Origin of the sequence: Bacillus sp. FSL E2-0195, from assembly GCF_038003645.1 — a bacterium.
GTDB classification, from domain to species: Bacteria; Bacillota; Bacilli; order Bacillales; family Bacillaceae_G; genus Bacillus_A; species Bacillus_A mycoides.
The window spans coordinates 623,312-642,979 of sequence record NZ_JBBOPN010000001.1 but is presented as its reverse complement, the minus strand read 5'-3'; the positions used below and the strand labels follow the sequence as shown (position 1 = coordinate 642,979).

Genomic DNA, 19,668 nt, shown 5'->3' with positions numbered 1-19,668 from the left:
AAATAACCGGTAATGTTACCGTAAATCATTACCGGTTATTTGTTAGCCAATCTCATTTAATTTTATATTCATTGTCTTATTGCTTTATTTACTCTAGAAGTTTGTCCACTTATTTTTTTGGCTCTAATCCAATGGAACGTAAGATTTTATCTAACGTCACTGGCCCTACATTTTCTTTCGGTTTCTGATTTTCTTTGGCATCTGAACCCTTTTTCAAGAAATTCTTCTCAATAAAACGAATATCTGTTTCATTTACAACACCATCTTGATTGACATCTCCATCTTTTACAGCCACTTTTCCTTTTTCATATGAAAGAGCTGCTATTCTAGCATCTTGAATATCTACCATTTTATCGCCGTTTACATCACCTGCAAGGCTTTCATCCATATCAGCTCTAAAGTTTTGTCCCACTAATTCTCCATCCTGCATTTTCCCTATTTTTGTAGTTAATTTACTATTTAAATGACCTGGCATTTCTACGAAAATATTATATTCTGTATCACTTACTGGAACACTATGAATTTCAAATTGCCCATTATCATCAACCGTTCCTGTATATTTCTTTCCATCCTTACCAACTGCATACACTTTTGCTCCTAGTTTTGTGTAGTCATTCTTACCTAAATACCCCTCTTCAGTTAAGAAAGCTTCTGGTCCAATATATCCTGTAACCATTGCATGTTTCGAAATAATAGAAAAGGATTTATCTTTAAATACAGGAATCTCAACGCCTTCTGATGCACCTGTTTTTGTATAAGAGAATTTATCTACTCCAAATGCTGTTAAATTATTAAAATACTCGTCACTCGTCATCTCGAATGTAACATCTACAAATGGTGCGTCTCCATCTAGACCTTTAAATTCTGTTCCTTCTAAAGATGCACCAACTTTCACCTTGTTTTCCCAGTTTCCTTCTTCATTTATCACTGGATCTTCTAATTTAATATTTAATCCATTTTGTTTTGCATATTCTGCAAGTGCTGGATTTGGTTTAACATCTACAAATTTAAACAACTGTTTACTATAAGGAATCTCAAATGTACCTGACATAAGTTGTTTCACATTATTAAGATTTAAAGTTAATGTAATTTTTTCTCCTAGTTTAACTTTATCCTTGTCATAGCTTGGGACAGCGTATTCCGTTCCCTCTTTAACAAAGACATAATCTTTAAATCCATTTGCCATATTTGATGCAGTTGCAAGATCATATCCAAATAACCTTAAATTAAGCGGTTCATTGATTTCCTCTGGAAGTACACCAAATTTAAAATCACCATTGGCTTGAATTGTATTCAACCAACCTGACGGAAAAGCAGAGTTTTGGTAATATACAATTTCATTAGTTTTTTGGTCATACTGAAGGCCTTTTGCCTTTAATACATCTATCGTAGAATCATAAATGTTACCATGTACCCATAATGCACGCTGACCATCTTCTTCTTTGAACATAGATTCATTTACCTCATGAACGCCAGGTTTTACATCGGTAAATTTCATTTCAGGTTTGATATTATCAATAATTACGCTATCTCCTTTTGTATAAGGTTTCCCTTCTTTGTCATATCCAATGAAATCAAGTTGGTAATCTCCATCAGGCAACGTAACTCGCTTGTCTCCAATTGGATGATTTGGATCTCCTGTAAACGGGAATACATAGCCACCCATACCATCGAACATGATATATTCAATATTTGGTGTTAGACTGCTAGCATTAATTGTCCCCACAATTCCTAATGCCTTTCCTGTTTTTCGATCCTTCACCACTGCATCGATAGTTTCAAGTGGACTGTTCAATTGAAATGTCAGCGGTGAACTCGGCCTTTCCATAAATGGATGGAAGTTAGATGTATCTGTTGCCATTGCATCTCTCAGCAAATCTACAGATTCAATTCCTTTTTCTGTGAATTTAACTGCAAATGGCACTTGATATACTTCTTTTTCATTTTTTTTATTTGAAATATGAATATATCCCTCATATCTACCAAATTCAGCGTTTTCTGGAATGATAATTTCAGGGCTAATTTCCCCTGATGTACTAGGAGCTACTTTAATAGAATCTTGTACGTTCAGCTTCACACCATTCTTCGCTGCATCTTGCACACCTACACTTGTTGGTGAAAACTCTACTTCTAATTTAAACTCTTTCTCGTCTGTTTTATTGCTGTTCTTAATTAAGACTTTTCGACTATCTTTAATAGGTCCATTTCCCAATTGGTTTTTATACCCGAATGCAATAGACCCTGTTTTTTCTTCAATTTCTACTTCTTCATCATTTACAACGTTTGATGTTTTATCGATAACCTCGATAGCTGTATCTGCATGAACTGCACGATACGCATCAATTCGGCCTGATCCTACCTCAAATACAGAGCGTGCCTCTTTTAAGTCAACTGCAGTATTCATAAGCGCTTCTTTTACTTCAAACGGACTATAGTTTGGATGTTCTTGTAAAATGAGTGCCGCCACCCCCGCTGTATGAGGAGTTGCCATAGATGTACCTGACATACGTCCATACGCTACCGGATAATTTTCTCCATCCTTTGGATCATTAATATATTCAGGAACAGTTGAGAAAATAGAAACACCTGGCGCTACAATATCCGGCTTAATATCATCTGTTTTACTTGCAGGACCGCGAGAGCTGAAATCAGCTAAGTGATCTCCTTCTGTTTTTGTGTTACTCAGTTCTCCAAATGTTAAAGAGACATCTCCTTGGACAGCTTTTGCTTGCAATTTCTCACCATCTGCCTTTGTTAAGCGGAACGATGGAATAGATGAAGTACTTTCCCCAAGGTAACTTGTAATTTCACCATCTACATTGTTATATACAATTACCGCCTTTGCACCTGCTTCCTTAGCATTTTTAATTTTTTCATCGAATGTAATCTCACCGCGCTGGATGAGCGCTAACTTTCCTTGTACATCTTTCCCTTTAAAATCATCTATTTTCCCAAGACCTGTATATACAACAGATAATGATTGACCTTTCAAATCTTCAATCTTATCAGTAAAGCTTTTTCCAAGTAGCATCATTTTATCCACATGTAAATCAGCTGCATCGGTGGAAAATGTCGGGATAGTCATCGCAGCATCGCTTGCTCCAACTGTAATTGGAAGTGCTGCTGCACTAGGTGATCCAAGGGTACCTTCTTCTGGACCACTATTACCTGCCGCTACTACTGTAACAACACCAGCTAACATCGCATTGTTTACTGCAATAGAAGTAGGATATAAAGGATCATTAATAGACGCACCTAATGATAAATTGATAACGTCCATATCGTCTTTCACTGCTTTATCAATCGCAGCAAGAATACCGCTTGTTTGTCCACTTCCATATGGACCTAATACACGATATGAATATAAATCTACATCCGGAGCGACTCCCGTAACTGCATAATCCACACTATTCTTTTTGTCTGCAGCAATTGTCCCAGCTACATGAGTACCGTGGGATGTATAGTATGCACTTCCATCATAAATTTCAGGATATCCTCCAGAATTTTGCCAATCCTTATACGTTGTCTCCATTGGATCAGCATCATTATTAACAAAATCCCATCCTTTTATTGAGTTCGGATCTATTTTGCTTGCATCTTCACCTTGCTTTGCACGATACCCTTTATAAGCATCTTTTAAATCAGGGTGGTTATAATCAATACCTGTGTCCAGTACACCTACCTTAATTCCTTTTCCTGTTATTTTTTCATCATGCAGCTTGTCCACACCAATTTGTGGTACACTATCTGCCATTTTCGGTTCGGCAGCCGTCTTAGCTGTTTCTTTCGGTAAATCAATTTTGACCTCACTATCTTCCCATACGCGCTTAACAATACCAGTGCGAACTAAGTCTTCAATCATATTCGCAGGTAACGAAATCGCTACACCATTAAAAGCATTCTTATATTCTCTTGTTATTTTGGCAGATTTAAAATTCGTCCCTTTATCTTTATTCTTTTGAAGCTGCTCAAACTCTGATTTAAATTCTTTATGAGATGCTTCTACCTTTTGTTCCGCAGTTGAAAGGGCTATTTTTTTCCCCTTAGCTGCTTGTTTTAACATCTCGATTTTGCTAGGTGCTTGCTTAAACTCTACAATCACATTCACATTATCAGGACTTGCTGTATTGATGCCTGGTGAAATAACAAAACCTGGTTTTGTATTTAACGTTTTTAAGGCATTACGTTGTTCCTTTGTAAGACCTTTCAATATAGCATTTGCATCATCAATCCCAGTTAAAGTAGTTGTATTTACCTCTTCGGCCAATACGTTATATGGAATTCCTTGAGACATTAACATACCAACAGTTAGCGTTCCGATAAGTATTTTTCCGAATTTCCCCTTCTTCATAGCGCATCTCCTTATTATTAAAATTATTTTTTCTAAAATAAATCCTCTGATCTCCTATTTAGCATTGGCAATTCTATCAACCTTGAATCTATTTAAAACAATCGAGAATCTCCAACACTACTAATCTTCTTTCTATAAAAGCCCCCATAAATTGTTTCCAACTACAACGATTTACAACATGAATTATTAGTAGCGTTAAGCAATAATTCTATTTTTATTATTTCACATTTTGATTTTTCTGAATATTGAACAAAAGGAGTAATTTTTTTCTAATGATTCTATGCCCAAATAGTACAAAAGAACTACCTTGCCCTTTATTCTTTGTAATATAGAATAAAGAAACACGATAGTTCTTTTAAACATCTCTTATTTAATCCAACGGAACCAATTGATTTCGAACAGCATAAATCACCGCTTGCGATCGACTTTTTACATTTAGTTTTTTAAAAATTTTATTGATGTGAATTTTAACTGTTTTATCACTAATATATAGAGCTTCAGCAATTTCTTTATTACTAAGTCCTTTTACTAATTCAAAAAGAATTTCCTTTTCACGTTCCGTCAGTTCATTTTCATTTGATTCTAATTTCATTTTTTGCTGATGATATGTAATTAATTTTTTAGTCATACGCGGATGAATAACTGAATCGCCTCGATATAACATTCGAATTGCTGCTATTACCTGCTCCGATGATGAATCCTTCAATAAATAACCATCAGCACCAGCCTGAAGTGCATCCATTAAATACTCATCATGTTCATACATTGTAAACACAAGCACTCGGCAATTTGGATAATTTTTTTTTACTAACTCTGTGGCTTCAATCCCATTTTTCCCTGGAAGATTAATATCCATCAAAATACAATCTGGTCTGCATTCTTCTACTTTTCCCAATACTCCGTCCCCAGAGCTAGCTTCTCCAACCACTTTCATATCAGATTCATCCTCTAGTATGCTCCGAATTGCGTCTCGTAAAAAAGCATGATCATCCACTACTAATATTTTAATCATTTTACGCACCCCTTGTTTGTGAATCTGGAATTAATAGTGTAATTTCTGTCCCTTTCCCTACAGAACTATCAATCTGTAAAGTAGCCCCTAATTGTTCAGCTTGTTCATTCATATGTAATATACCATAGTGTGGCTCATTCTTCGTTTTAACCATAGACTCAAATAGTGAAAAGCCGACTCCATTATCCTTAACCCTTAAAAGCACGTGCTCACTTTGATAGCTAAGTAAAACATCAGTCTTTTCTGCTTGTGCATGTTTTACAATGTTTTGCAAACTCTCTTGTAATGTATCAAAAATAACTCTTTCTTTTGAAAAGCTGAGTGCACGTGCATGACCTCTTTCATGATATGTAATATCTAGTTCATATTCTTGTTTTAAAGATTTTATTTTACTTGCTATCGCCTGCTTAAGCCCTAATTGTTGTGTCGGATATGGTTTTAAAGCATAAATAGAATAACGAACTTCTCCTAGGCTTCCTCTTAAATCTTTTATACTTTTCTCTACTATTTGCTGCATATCTATTGGTTTATCACGGTATTTTTTCTGCGCGGATTCTAGTTGGTATATCACCCCGGCCAATGTTTGTGCAATACCATCGTGAATTTCGCGTGCGATTCTATTTCTTTCTTCTAAAATCATTCTTTTTTCCTGTTCAGAAATCAATATTCTTGTTTTAACTACGTTAGCTAATTGGTTAGAAAACGTAGCTAACGACTGTACATCTTCCGGAAAAAAACCCGCAGTTCTACTTTTCCCTGCAACAAACATTCCGACTAGTTCATCATTTACAATAAGAGGAAAATATACAAGCGAGCGTATGACGCTATCAAATATTTCATCTCCAGGAGCCGTACCAGTTTTCCAATCATGAAACACAAGATTTTTAGAGATTCCCTCAAACGCCTTGGATATTTCTGAATGATCAGAAATATCCAGACGAACTTTCCCATCTTTCAATAGAAGATTCCAGTTCCCATCATCTTTTGTCCATATTACATATGCTTGTATGCCAAAAAAGCCTTTAAGCGCTTGTTTAATATGTTTCAAGTTTCCTCCGGTTAGTCCACGACTAATTTCTGTCGTAATAAGAAACAGCTCATATAATCGTTCCTTCTCCATCCTTATCCGTACAGAAAAAGAACTAATAACTGAAATTGCTACAAGTGGAAAAAAGAAAAACAGTACTGTAATCTCGTTTATTTCCACACTATATGTACTAATTAATACATGCATCAGGGCCGCATAAGAGAAACCAAAAGTTTCGCAAAGAAATACCGTTACAGTTTTTTTATACCACTGATAGATTGAATATGGCTGCGGAAGAATTATCATTAACAAATCGTAAAAGCGGTTGTTGAAGAAGCCAAAAAACACGCAAAATAACAACAAAGATATTAAATTTTCATATAGAACTGACATATCTATCTTGTTAATTAATAAAGACATACATTTATTTGAAAACCATTCGGCCAAGATCAAACTAAGCGCATGCTGAGTACTATTAAATAACATTCTTTGTATCGGTGAACGACGATGCAGGTGAATAATTAGCGTTACGAGTACAATAGCAATAATAGTCATATGGATTCCAAACTGCCAACTCATAGCGTAAATTATCGGAAAGGTAAGCGAGCTAGTTCCTCTCCAAAATCGTACAGGAAAATACTCTGCAATCCCCATAAATATTAATAACAATATTAATATCGTTGGATAAGAAGGGATTTTAATATCAAGTAAAGATATGGTTATAGTAATCAAGCCAAGAAAAGAAATAAAATAAAGATAAGAACTAGCAATCTTTTCTCTCATAAAGATAGAATTTACATCCTTCAAAACAACCCCTTCTTTCTTTATAAAACTTCATTTTCTCTATTATCCAACAAAAAACCGGCACTGGCAAAATGGAAAAACCTCCACTAGCCAATCACCGGCTGTGTACTACACCTAAAAAGGCAAGACACAATATTAGTATAAATCGATTCTCATAAATTTCCTATTCATCAAACGATGTAATTATGCATACCGCTAGGCTTATCCTCTATAGTACAAAAGATATATATTAATATCGCTAATCTAATATACGCTTTCTTTCCATCCCTTATATCCTATTTTCTTTAGTATAAAAGATGATGTAACGTAACCTTCAAGCTACTTTTTTCAAATAATCCAAGCATAATTTTCTCACAAACAACAAAAATTAACAGAAACAATTTCAATGTAAAGGAGATGGAAATTATGGCCGAACAGAAAAATTCACAACAAGATAATAAAAAAAAGCATATGTTTCCATCACTTCCGGAAAATATTAATTACATTGAAAATAAGCTCTGTCATTCAGATGATATAAAAAAATTAGATGTCCCTTTCCAAAATGGAAAAGGAACAATTATATATATCGAATCTTTAGCAGACCCAAATTTAATTCATCAATTAGCTCTTGAACCATTATTAACTCGATCGGATCTGTCTTTAGATAAAGCTTTTGCCACATTAAATATGAAAAAAGAAACAAATTTAAATTATGGTGTGCAGCTTTTATTACAAGGTAAATCTTTATATTTTCATGAACACGTCGACAGTTTTTGTATTTTCGAAACAGCTCTATCTTTAAAGAGAGATATAACAGAACCTGATAATGAAGGGATTGTCCGTGGACCGCATACTGGTTTAGTAGAAGATTTAGCAACCAATTTAGCTTCTATTCGTAAACTCATAAAAAGTCCACATGTCGTCGTTAAATATTTCACACTCGGTGAAGAAATGCATACGAAAGTGGCAATTGCTTATATGCAAAACATAGCTAATGACGATCTAGTTACAGAAGTAAAAAGAAGGTTAGAAACGATTAAGACAGATGCACTTATGCCTCCAGGATATATACAAGAATTTATAGAGGATACGTCTTTCTCACCCTTTCCGCAACAATTAAATACAGAGCGTCCAGATAGAGTCGCAGCAAATTTAATGGAAGGACGAGTTGCTATTTTATCTGATGGAGATCCAACTGCACTTATCGTTCCTGTTACGTTATTTGCTTTCTATCAATCACCAGATGATTATAATAACCGCTGGATTGTCGGTTCTTTCATCCGAATGATTCGCTTAGTCAGTTTCTTGATTGCCTTTCTCTTGCCCGCTATATATATCGCAACAGTTGCTTTTCATCCTGATGTGTTGCCGCTCGAACTTGTTTATACGATTAAAGCTTCATTAGAAAAAGTGCCACTTCCTCCTATTTTTGAAGCTCTCTTAATGGAATTAATCTTTGAATTATTACGGGAAGCTGGTATTCGCTTGCCAAGCCGAGTTGGACAAACAATCGGTATTGTAGGTGGTTTAGTAATTGGTGATGCAATTGTAAAAGCCGGTCTCGTTTCTTATACAATGATTATCGTTGTAGCTTTAACTGCAATCTCATCTTTTCTTGTTCCATCAAATGATATGAGTTCCGCAGTTCGGATTCTTCGTTTTCCGTTAATGCTCCTTGCTGCCATATTCGGCTATGTAGGAATATCATTCGGTCTCATTATAACTTTCGTTCATTTATGCCAGTTACATTCATTTCATACCCCCTATCTTTCTCCTGTTGCTCCGATGCGGATAAAAGATATGAAAGACTCTTTTGTACGACTACCAATTTGGTCGTTTTGGGAACGACCACATGATTCAAAACCGAAAAAAATGCAACGACAACATGTAACGAGAGAGGATGAGAACGGTGACAAACACGCAAAGTAAAATTTCACTTGTTCAATTTACCTTTTTCGTTATTCAATGCCAAATCGGAGTTGGTATACTTTCTCTACCAAACCGTCTTCACCCAATAGCGAAAGGTGGCGGATGGATTTCTGCTCTCATCGCTGGTCTTGCAATTCAACTTATTATTTTACTTATGTGGCTTTTCTTAAAACGATTTCCTGATGCAGATATGTATGAAAGTGTTTGTATGCTATTTGGGAATAAGTTTGGAAAACTATTAGGTTTTGCTTATGTTTTTTATTTTACCCTTATCGGTATGACGGTTATGTTAAATGCTTGTAATGTCATTAAAGTTTGGATATTACAAGCAACTCCTTGGTATGCCACCCTCATGCTATTTACAATAGCTTGTTGTTACATAGCTTATAATACGTTCAAAGTCATCGTACGGTTTTACGTCATGGCTTCTATTCTCATTTTACCAATGGCTCTTTTAATTGCCCTAGGGCTTACACGAGCTGATTTTTCTTACATTTTTCCAATTACAGAAGCCGGATGGTGGAATATTATTCAAGCATCAAAAGAAACCATTACAGCTATGTATGGTTTTGAGATTATTCTTATCGCTTTCCCAAAAGTAAACGGGAGTTCTGTGGCAAAACTGAAAGCAATTTCTATCGCTAATGGATTTGTAACTCTTTTTTATACTTTTACTGTTTGGATTTGCTTTATCGTATTTAGTCCAAAACAAGTTGAACTTATTCCAGAGCCAGTTGCTTACTTATTGCGTTCTCTGCATATTGGTATTATAGACCGAACCGATTTACTATTCATCCCAATATGGATGATAACTGTTGTAGCTTCTATTGCTAGTTATTACTGTGCTGCTTCTATAGGAATTGGACATATCTTCAATCTGGCTAATCATAAAAAGGCTGTTCCAATCGTTGGTATTATTGCTTTTAGTGTAGCCCTATTTATAGATACACCTGAAGAATTAAAAGTAATTGCAACTTTTACTGATAAGTTCACGTATATTTTCATAGTTGTCCTCCCTCTTTTATTTCTACTTTATTCAGTAATAAGGAATAAGAAAGGAGAACAGTATGTTCCAAAAAAGAGTTAAATTACTTTTTATATTATGTACTAGTGCATTCCTTTCTGGCTGTTGGGATCAAGAACCATTAAGAGAAGCGAGATTAGCTTATAGCATTGGATATGATATTACGGAAGAAAATAAACTTCAGCAAACGCTTGAACTCGTAAAAAGTTCAAGCGGAGAGCAATCTTCATTCGAGAATGAAATACATTCAGCAAACGGGCATAACATAAGGGATACAAGCGATGCCCTAAAAAAAAATGTGACTGGGAATATTCGCTATTTTAAATATGGTGTTCAATTACTAGGAACCAAAATTCTAAAAAAAGGTATACTCCCCTATTTAGATGTCAGCTTTCGGGACCCAACAAACCCAACTGCTTTAGTAAAACTTATTGCAGTAGATGGTGAAACATCCGAGATACTAGAAAAAAAGAAGGTAGGAAATTTACTAATTGGAGATTTTCTAAAGAAAAAAGTGAAAAGCTTAGAAGATATGAGTGTATTTCCAAAAGAAACTTTAGAAACAGCTGCTACAAAAATGTTAGATCCCGGTAAAGACTTTACCCTCCCTTCTATAAAAATAAAAGGAAAAGAAGTAATTACAAACGGGTTAGCTTTATTTAACAATGATAAATTAACTGGGCATTTACCTTTGAAACAATCTGTTTTATTCGTATTATTAACCGGAAAAATGGGAACAAGTGCCCGTATAACCCAAAAACTTACTAGCGATGAATCAGAGAAGACATCTGATTATTTAACAATGGAAGTTAGTAATCGAAAGTTAAAGCGAGACTTAAAAATAACAACAGATAGAAAAGGAAATATATATGCTCACATTAAGCTTCAACTAAAAGTTATAGCCCTTGAGGCTCCAAGAGATAATATTTACAAAATGGAAGAAAGAAAAAAATTAAATGAAAAATTATCTAAACAACTTACAAAAGAAGCAAAACAAATAACGAACAGGTTACAAAAAGCAAATTGTGATGCTTTCGGTATAGGTAGAAATCTTATCGCTTATCATCCAGAGTTATGGAAGAAAAAGAATTGGAATAAAGATTATGCAAAGGTAAAATTTAAACCGGAAGTAGAAGTAAAGATTTTATATAGTGGCGTCTTAAAATAAAAAGGTTGGACGCCCGCCGGCATCCAACCTTTTATTTCATATAACGATATACAATTGACTCATACGGTCTTAAGTTAAGATTGGTAATATCTTTACTTGAATCTTTGTAATTTGATAATAATACTTCTTGTTTCATACCATCTAATTGAACATGAACTGGTACAGAATACGTTATTTCTTCTCCATAGAAGTTATTTATAACAAGTAATACTTCATTATTTACAGTACGTGTATACGCCCAAATGCTAGGATGATTTCCATCTAAAATAGCATATTTCCCTTCTGTAATTACATCATACGTTTTTCTAAGTTCTATTAACTTTTTATAATGATAAAATACAGACTCTTTATCTTCTAATGCTTTTTCTACGTTTATTTCTGTAAAGTTTTCAGCCACTGAAATCCAAGGTGTACTTGTTGTAAAACCACTGTTCATCTCTTCATTCCACTGCATCGGAGTACGGGAATTATCACGAGATTTTTGTTTTAAAATCCCGATAATATCTTCTTTTGATAATCCTTCTTCCAGCTTTATATCATATATATTTAACGATTCCACATCGCGATATTGCTCGATGGACTCGAATTTAGGATTCGTCATACCGATTTCTTCGCCTTGATAAATGTAAGGTGTGCCCTGCAACATATGCATAGCTGTCGCTAGCATTTTCGCAGATTCATTTCGGTACTTTCTATCATCACCGAAGCGTGACACAATACGAGGTTGGTCATGATTACACCAGAACAACGCATTCCATCCTCCGCCCTTTTGCATTTCAATTTGCCAATTAGACATAATCTCTTTTAATTTAATGAAATCAAAATTAGCTTGCGTCCACTTATCTCCATTCGGATAATCTACTTTTAAATGATGGAAACTAAACGTCATACTTAATTCATTACGCTCAGGGTTTGAATATTTGATACAATTATCAATTGTCGTAGATGACATTTCTCCAACTGTAATTACATCTTTCCCTTCAAAAACATTTCGGTTCATCTCTTGTAAATATTCATGAACGCGCGGGCCATCTGTATAATATTTACGGCCATCGCTTGTCGCCATACTTCCGTCATCATTTAAGAACTGCTGATCTTTTGAAATTAAGTTAATAACATCAAGGCGGAATCCTTTTACACCTTTCTCCAACCAAAAGCGCATCATATCGTACACTTCTTCACGAAGCTTTTCATTTTCCCAGTTTAAATCAGCTTGCGTCTCATCAAATAGATGTAAAAAATATTGCCCTGTTTTCTCATCATATTTCCAAGCAGATCCTCCAAATTTAGACTGCCAATTATTCTTTTCATCACGCCAAATATAATAATTTCGATACGGACTATTCTTATCTTCTTTTGCTTCTTTAAACCACTTATGCTCCGTTGAACTATGATTTACAACGATATCAAGCATGATTTCAATGTCACGTACTTTCGCTTCTTTTAAAAGCTCTTCAAACTCTTCCATCGTCCCGTAAGATGGATCAATGCTGTAATAATCACTTACATCGTATCCATTGTCATTTTGTGGTGATCGGTATATCGGTGTTAACCAAATATAATCCACTCCAAGTTCCTTTAAATAATCTAATTTCTCTGTAACTCCCTTTATATCACCGGTTTCTTTATTATAGTAACTATTAAAGCTCTTCGGATAAATTTGATAGACTACACTTTTATGCCAATCTTTCATGCTTAATTTCCTCCTACTTCTGTTTTACTCGTTTCGCAAATAACCATGTTAATGTAAATGGAATTACTACTGCGATTATCATCCCTACAATAAACATTGGAATCGATTTCGGAATGATAGAAATAAATGCTGGCAATCCGCCAATTCCGATTGCTGGTGCTAATACACCATTTAATGTAATAAATATCGCTGCTATAGCAGACCCAATAATCGCTGCATAGAACGGGAATTTATTTCTTAAATTCACACCGAACATCGCTGGCTCTGTAATACCGAAGTACGCTGAGATTGCTGATGTTGATGCCATACTTTTATCATTTTGATTTTTAGAAATCCAGAACATCGCTAGTGCCGCACTACCTTGTGCAATGTTAGAAAGAGCAATCATCGGCCAAATAAATGTACCGCCGTGCTGTGCAATTAGCTGTAAATCAATTGCAATAAACATATGATGCATTCCTGTAATTACGAGCGGTGCATATAATGCTCCAAATAATACTGCTCCAAGTACTGGTACCGTTTCATATACGCCAACTAATCCAGCCGTTAATAAATCGCCAATATGACGTGTAACTGGACCGATAATTCCTAACGCTAACACACCCGTTACAACGATTGTTGTAATTGGTACAACTAATAATTGAATTGCGTTTGGCACATGTTTCTTTAAGAAGATTTCAACTTTACTTAATACGAATGCTGCTACTAAAATGGGTAAAATTTGACCTTGATACCCTACCTTTTCAATTTGGAATAGCCCTAAAATATCGAAGTACTCAATCTTTTGTCCCTCTAAACCAGTCGCTGCTTTTCCATAATCCCACGCGTTTAATAAGGCCGGATGCACAAGCATTAATCCCATAACAATCCCTAGTATTGGACTACCACCAAAGCGCTTCGTTGCTGACCAACCAACAAGTGCCGGTAAGAATACGAATGCTGTATTGGCCATCATATTAATTAAATCCCAAAGCCCACCTAAGTTCGGATATACTTCTAATAAATTTTTCCCATCAAAAAATAAGTCCTTTGCCCCTAACAGGTTATTAATCCCCATTAGTAAACCTGCCGTAATAATTGCTGGCAAAATCGGCATAAATACATCTGAAAATACTTTTACAAACTTTTGAACTGGATTTAATTTTTTATCCCCTGAACCTTTTACGTCAGCTACTGTCGATTCTTCCATACCTGCAAGCGTTATCAATTCAGCGTATACTCGATCGACATCACCTGGACCAATTACAATTTGAAATACCCCAGCGTTATGAAACGCTCCCTTTACTAATGAAACAGACTGTAATTTATCATTATCTATTTTATTTTCATCTTTTAAAGCGATACGTAGCCTCGTTACACAGTGCGCAGCTTGTTCAATATTGTCTTTCCCACCAATATACTGCAACACTTCTTTTGCTGTTTTACGATAGTCTTTCCCCATATTCCCGTCCCTCTTTTCTTTTTTTGATACCGTTTACACTTACATATTAACTCGTATATATAAGTTAGTCAACACTCATATATATAAGTTGGTGATTTTTTATAAATAAAGAGATGGAACGATTATTTCGCTCCATCTCTTTATTTTCTTCGCGCCACATCCGAAAAGTGAAAAATATCTAAACGGTGACGTGATTCCGTATATTCGAACTGACTCCCATCGTATAAATAAGTAAAGTTTTTTACAACGACAACATAGTCTGTTCCATTTAAATCCAAATACTTTCGGTCATCCTCTGTACATGGTTGCACTTCAATTACCCGCTGTGAATAGCTAATATGTAGCCCTAATTCTTTCTCAATATATTTATAAATCGATGCAGTTGCAATTTCTCTCGTTAATCCTGGAATATATTCCGATACAAAATGGTTTATATCTAAAATTACTTTTTCTCCATCAATATTTCGTACACGTTTAATATGATTTATTTCCGTTTTTTCTTTCACGTTTAATAACTTTGCTACATCTTGTGTCGCTTTCATTTTCTCTATTTCCACGACTTCTGTAATACAATGACGTCCTAGACGTTCATTTTCTTCTTGGAAACTTACAATACCACCAAAGTTAAATTCAATGTTTTTGCGCTTTAATACAAAAACACCTTTTCCATGTATTTTTTGAACATATCCACGCTCTTGCAATAAATCTACAGCTTTTCTTACAGTACCCCTACTTGCCTCATACTGCTTCATTAATTCCGTTTCTGATGGGATTTTACATCCTTCTTTTAATTGTTTATTATCAATAGACTTGCTGATTTCTGTATAAATTTGTTCATACTTACTCATCATCTACAATAGCCCCTTGTCACCTTCTAGTTCTATATGTATTATACCACGCTATACTCTTCTGCCAATCTCTCACTTATTTTCCAGTACAAGAAAACTATAGGTAAATATTTAGTCTCTAAAACGTATTTTTATAAATTTTTCTTTTCTTTCAAAAAAACATGTAGTATACTAACTTCAAAATCAGAGGAGAAAGGGAGCAAAGAACTATGCTTACTTATACAACAATTGTAGTTACATTTGCACAAAAACATCATCATCATACTTAACCCTTGAAACCTAGCGGAAAAATTACGCGTAGGTACAAGGGTTATTCCCGTTGTACCTACGCTTTGGCAAAGAGCCATGTAGGTATTTTTTATCTACATGGCTCTTTTTTTATTGCCAAAAATGCTAGTAAAAAATGATGTTTAAGCAAAACTTACTACAAAGGAGTTAACAAAAATGGAAACGAAAAAATGGGGATTATGGATTTTAACAGCTTTTGTTATCGGGAATATGGTTGGCGGTGGCGTATTTATGCTCCCAGCAAATTTAGCACACGTATCAGGTCCAATGGGATCTACACTGGCATGGAGTATTACAGGACTTGGTGTATTTATGATTGCACTCGTATTTGGAAATTTAGCAATTCGTAAACCAGAATTAAAAGCAGGACCACAAAGTTACGCCCAAGCAATGTTTACTTCTCAAAAGACAGGTAAAGTTGCAGGATATAGTATGGCTTGGGGATACTGGGCTGCTAACTGGGCTGCTACAGCATCTGTAATTATTTCCTTTGCAGGATATTTATCAACATTCTTCCCAGTTTTACAAAGTAAGCAAATTCTCTTTTCAACAAACGGATTTTCATTAGAACTTGGAAAAGCTTTAACCTTCATAGTATGTAGTATGATGCTATGGGGAATTCAATATATTCTTTCTCAAAATATTGATAGAGCCGGAAATATGAACCTTCTTGCAACAATCGCAAAAATCATCGGATTTACAATGTTTATTGTAATCACATTATTCATTTTCAATGCCTCTAATTTCGGGGACGGTCAAACATTTATGAATGAAGCCGGACAACCTATTTCGTTGGGTGGACAAATAAATTCCGCTGCTATTGCAACACTTTGGGCGTTTATCGGTATTGAGTCAGCAGTTATGCTCTCTAACCGTGCAAAATCTCAGCACGATGTTAAGAAAGCTACGATTTTCGGATTAATCATCGCTCTTCTTATTTACATGGCAATTACTCTACTAACAATGGGCGCTCTTCCACAAGACGCTTTAAAAGAGTCTCAAAAACCATTAGTAGATGCATTAAATTTAGCAATTGGTACTAAAGGTGCTTATATAATGGCCTTACTTGCACTCGTATCTTTATTCGGCTCTACTGTAGGATGGATCGTTGTTAGCTCAGAAGTACCTTACCAGGCTGCTAAAAATGGACTTTTCCCTAAGTTTTTCAGTAAAACAAATAAAAAAGGTAGTCCTTCAAAATCATTATTTATTACAAATGTGATGACGCAAATTTTCTTATTCTCAACGATTTCTGGTACTGTTTCAGAAGCATATAATTTCGCTATTGTTGTAGCGACATTAGCATATTTAATCCCGTACCTTGTTTCTACCTTGTATCAGTTAAAATTAGTTATTACGGGGGAAACGTATGATATAATGCCGGGATCTCGAATAAAAGATGGAATCATTACTGCATTAGCATTTTTATATTCCATATGGGTTATTAAAACGGGAACTGCTGATTTAAAAACATTCTTCTTAGGCATTGGTTTGTTTGTATTAGGTCTTATTCTTTATCCAGTTTTAATGAAAGATTCACAAAAAAAACAATAAAAAAGAGAAGCTTTTCGCTTCTCTTTTTTTATTAAAAATCAGTTAATAACTTTTCTTTTAGTTCCCCTATATCTAACGGTTTCGCATAATAAAAACCTTGTACAAAGTCGCAACTCATTGATTTTAATAAACTTTCTTGTTCTACTGTTTCTACCCCTTCAGCAACCACTAATAAATTTAAACTATGGGCGATTTCAATAACCGATTTTACAATCGTTCGCTCTGGTTGTGCATGATCATAATGAAACTCACGAATAAAATTACGATCAATTTTCACAATATCAAGTGGTAGTTGTTTTAAATAATATAATGAGGAATACCCTGTTCCGAAATCGTCTAAAGCGATTAAAATTCCCATACTTCTTAATTCTTGTAATGTAGCGATAATATAATCAAAATGGCGAACAGCAATACTTTCCGTTATTTCTAAAATTAAACGATTCGGAGGAAAACCAGTTCTCCTTAAGATGCTACGTACAGACAAAATAAAACGCTTCTGCATTAATTGTTGTATGGATAAATTCACAGATAACCTTAATCCTTCTTGGTAATCCGGTAATGTTTTAAACAGGCGACACGATTTTTCTAATACCCAATCTCCTAATTTTATAATAAGTCCAGATTCTTCAGCTATTGGAATAAATTCGCTTGGTGAAATAGGCCCTTCTTCTGTCATACAGCGCACTAAAGCCTCAATGCCAGTATATTTCTTCGTTTTCAAATCAATGATAGGTTGTAATGCCACATCTAATTCTTCATCACGAATTGCCTTTTGCAAAGCAAACTCGATTTTCATTCTACGATTTATTTTTGCACGTAACTCATCTGTAAAGAAACACGCCGCATTTCTTCCCTGTTCTTTCGCACTATACATAGCTAAATCCGAATTTTTCAATAGTGTTTCCACGTCTTGTCCATCTTGCGGATAGGAACAAAGTCCTAGACTAGCTGAAATGTATACTTCATGACCTTCAAGCATAAATGGTGCCTGAAAACATGACAATACCGATGTCGCTAACTGCCGCATCTCATCTTGTGTATGTTCTTTTGTTAACAGCACAAATTCGTCGCCACCTAGCCTAGCCAGAACATCTTTCTCTCCTAACACATAATGCAACCGTGAAGCAACTTCGCTTAAAAGTAAATCTCCTATCATATGACCTAACGTATCATTCACTAATTTAAAACGATCTAAATCAAAGTAAATCATGCCAAACTCTATTTTTTCTGCAATCATCTTATTTACAGTCGTAATTAACTGTAAACGGTTCGGTAAACTTGTTAACGCATCATGATAAGCAAGTTCCCTATAACGACTTTCGCTTAATCGTAATCTTTGTTCTGCTTCTTTCCTACTACTTATATCATTTCGAATTGCAATAAATTGATAAGGTTCTCCCTTTTCATTTAAAAATGGAACAATTGTTGTTTTAACCCAATAATACGTACCATCTTTTGCTTGATTTCGAATTTCCCCCGTCCAGACTTTTCCACTCAAAATACGCTTCCATAGGATTTGAAAAAATGCTTTCGGATGATATCCAGAATTTAAAATGCGGTGATCTTTTCCTATTAGCTCTTCTCTTTTATATTTTGAGATTTTACAAAATTTATCATTCACATATGTAATAAGACCATTTCGGTCTGTAATAGCAACAATTGAAGACTCATCTAATGCTAATTTTAAATCTTGCAATGAAGAGTCATATAATGCATGACCTCTTTGTTCTAGCATGCGCACCTCTCCTTGCTTCCTATCTGACTAAAACACAACTCGTTTCTCTTCATAGAAATAGAGATATTTCATTTTCTAACAATACGCCTTTATATAAAATGAAACTTTAATCAGTGGGGGGGTTGTCCATCCCCCAATGATTATTAGCCTTCACCAATCGGGCTTTTATCTCCCACCTAACTTCCTCACATTCACCGAATTTTGAGGTGGGAGTCTTACTGCCCGTTAATGCGGGATAAATCACAATTTTTTTCTAAATAGGCCGATTAAAATAACATAATATTATTTATAAAAAAAAGCAATATGGTGCTGTTTTAATTATAGTAGAAGCTTCTCATCTCTCTACTTATCTAAGCTTATTATACAGTATTCTCTTACATTCTTTGAATTTGTAAAGTGACAACTTCATCACTATTAGCCTCTGCTCCCTACTAATACGACCTCACACCTAACCTCTTTTATTTCATTAAATGTTAAGATGCAAATCTAACTGCCGATACATAATGAAATAGAGATTAATATACAAAATGCAACGATTCACGCATAATAATATAAAGTGAAACTTTAATCAGTGGGGGTTTTGTTCACCCCAACTGATCACCAATCGGGCTTTTACGGGTAGCAGGGCTTCCACCTAACTTCTTTGTTCCAGCTGAATTTTGAGGTGGGGGTTTTACTGCCCACAAATAGCGGGATAAAGCCAAAATTTGCATTTAACATATTGAATCATAATAACAAAATATTAACATATTTTCACCTTGTTTTTGGAAATATTTTATAAATAAATTATTAAACTAAAAAAGAGGATATCCTCT

The 19,668-nt window shown here is 34.8% G+C and carries 11 protein-coding genes; 4 read left to right on the top strand and 7 right to left on the bottom strand.

The window, feature by feature from the left end:
- Positions 1–109: 109 nt before the first annotated feature.
- The 3 genes from MHH59_RS03215 to MHH59_RS03205 all read right to left on the bottom strand — a co-directional run bounded on the left by MHH59_RS03215 (position 110) and on the right by MHH59_RS03205 (position 7,197).
- A complete protein-coding gene (locus MHH59_RS03215; RefSeq protein WP_340850819.1) occupies positions 110–4,351 on the bottom strand; it encodes a S8 family serine peptidase in 4,242 nt (1,413 codons plus the stop codon).
- A gap of 370 nt (positions 4,352–4,721) precedes the next feature.
- Positions 4,722–5,363: a response regulator gene (locus MHH59_RS03210; protein WP_002035350.1), complete on the bottom strand. Its 642-nt coding sequence runs from the start codon at positions 5,361–5,363 to the stop codon at positions 4,722–4,724.
- A 1-nt stretch (position 5,364) separates the two neighbouring features.
- A complete protein-coding gene (locus MHH59_RS03205) occupies positions 5,365–7,197 on the bottom strand; it encodes a GAF domain-containing sensor histidine kinase (protein ID WP_002125196.1) in 1,833 nt (610 codons plus the stop codon).
- Between the two features lie 402 nt (positions 7,198–7,599).
- Here MHH59_RS03205 and gerKA point away from each other — a divergent pair, with 402 nt between their 5' ends.
- The 3 genes from gerKA to gerKC are packed head-to-tail and all read left to right on the top strand — an operon-like array spanning position 7,600 to position 11,294.
- Entirely contained in the window at positions 7,600–9,102 is a 1,503-nt protein-coding gene (gerKA, locus tag MHH59_RS03200; RefSeq protein ID WP_002125193.1) for a spore germination protein GerKA, read from the top strand.
- Positions 9,083–10,189, top strand: a complete 1,107-nt coding sequence (locus tag MHH59_RS03195) for a GerAB/ArcD/ProY family transporter (protein WP_000185782.1) — start codon at positions 9,083–9,085, stop codon at positions 10,187–10,189. Before gerKA ends, MHH59_RS03195 begins: the two co-directional genes overlap by 20 nt.
- Positions 10,170–11,294, top strand: coding sequence for a spore germination protein GerKC (gene gerKC / locus MHH59_RS03190; RefSeq protein ID WP_088265497.1), 1,125 nt, complete (start codon positions 10,170–10,172; stop codon positions 11,292–11,294). The genes MHH59_RS03195 and gerKC overlap by 20 nt, the downstream gene beginning before the upstream one ends.
- A 31-nt stretch (positions 11,295–11,325) precedes the next feature.
- Here gerKC and treC read toward each other — a convergent pair whose 3' ends face one another.
- The 3 genes from treC to treR form a co-directional block, all read right to left on the bottom strand.
- On the bottom strand, positions 11,326–12,987 hold the full coding sequence (gene treC / locus MHH59_RS03185; RefSeq protein WP_340850818.1) for an alpha,alpha-phosphotrehalase: 1,662 nt from the start codon (positions 12,985–12,987) through the stop codon (positions 11,326–11,328).
- 13 nt (positions 12,988–13,000) lie between these two features.
- Positions 13,001–14,428: a PTS system trehalose-specific EIIBC component gene (treP, locus tag MHH59_RS03180; RefSeq protein WP_002010521.1), complete on the bottom strand. Its 1,428-nt coding sequence runs from the start codon at positions 14,426–14,428 to the stop codon at positions 13,001–13,003.
- Between the two features lie 140 nt (positions 14,429–14,568).
- Positions 14,569–15,279: a trehalose operon repressor gene (treR, locus tag MHH59_RS03175; RefSeq protein ID WP_002125187.1), complete on the bottom strand. Its 711-nt coding sequence runs from the start codon at positions 15,277–15,279 to the stop codon at positions 14,569–14,571.
- Positions 15,280–15,720: 441 nt separating this feature from the next.
- Here treR and MHH59_RS03170 point away from each other — a divergent pair, with 441 nt between their 5' ends.
- Complete coding sequence (locus MHH59_RS03170; RefSeq protein WP_002010500.1) at positions 15,721–17,118, top strand: amino acid permease; 1,398 nt, start codon at positions 15,721–15,723, stop codon at positions 17,116–17,118.
- A 31-nt stretch (positions 17,119–17,149) separates the two neighbouring features.
- Here MHH59_RS03170 and MHH59_RS03165 read toward each other — a convergent pair whose 3' ends face one another.
- Complete coding sequence (locus MHH59_RS03165; RefSeq protein WP_002125184.1) at positions 17,150–18,853, bottom strand: putative bifunctional diguanylate cyclase/phosphodiesterase; 1,704 nt, start codon at positions 18,851–18,853, stop codon at positions 17,150–17,152.
- Positions 18,854–19,668: the final 815 nt, after the last annotated feature.

Bases quoted from the DNA above. Each gene is read 5' to 3' on its own strand.
- MHH59_RS03165 (WP_002125184.1), bottom strand. From the start codon at position 18,853: ATGCTAGAACAAAGAGGTCATGCATTATATGACTCTTCATTGCAAGAT.
- gerKA (WP_002125193.1), top strand. From the start codon at position 7,600: ATGGCCGAACAGAAAAATTCACAACAAGATAATAAAAAAAAGCATATG.
- treC (WP_340850818.1), bottom strand. From the start codon at position 12,987: ATGAAAGATTGGCATAAAAGTGTAGTCTATCAAATTTATCCGAAGAGC.
- treP (WP_002010521.1), bottom strand. From the start codon at position 14,428: ATGGGGAAAGACTATCGTAAAACAGCAAAAGAAGTGTTGCAGTATATT.
- treR (WP_002125187.1), bottom strand. From the start codon at position 15,279: ATGATGAGTAAGTATGAACAAATTTATACAGAAATCAGCAAGTCTATT.
- gerKC (WP_088265497.1), top strand. From the start codon at position 10,170: ATGTTCCAAAAAAGAGTTAAATTACTTTTTATATTATGTACTAGTGCA.
- MHH59_RS03210 (WP_002035350.1), bottom strand. From the start codon at position 5,363: ATGATTAAAATATTAGTAGTGGATGATCATGCTTTTTTACGAGACGCA.
- MHH59_RS03170 (WP_002010500.1), top strand. From the start codon at position 15,721: ATGGAAACGAAAAAATGGGGATTATGGATTTTAACAGCTTTTGTTATC.
- MHH59_RS03215 (WP_340850819.1), bottom strand. From the start codon at position 4,351: ATGAAGAAGGGGAAATTCGGAAAAATACTTATCGGAACGCTAACTGTT.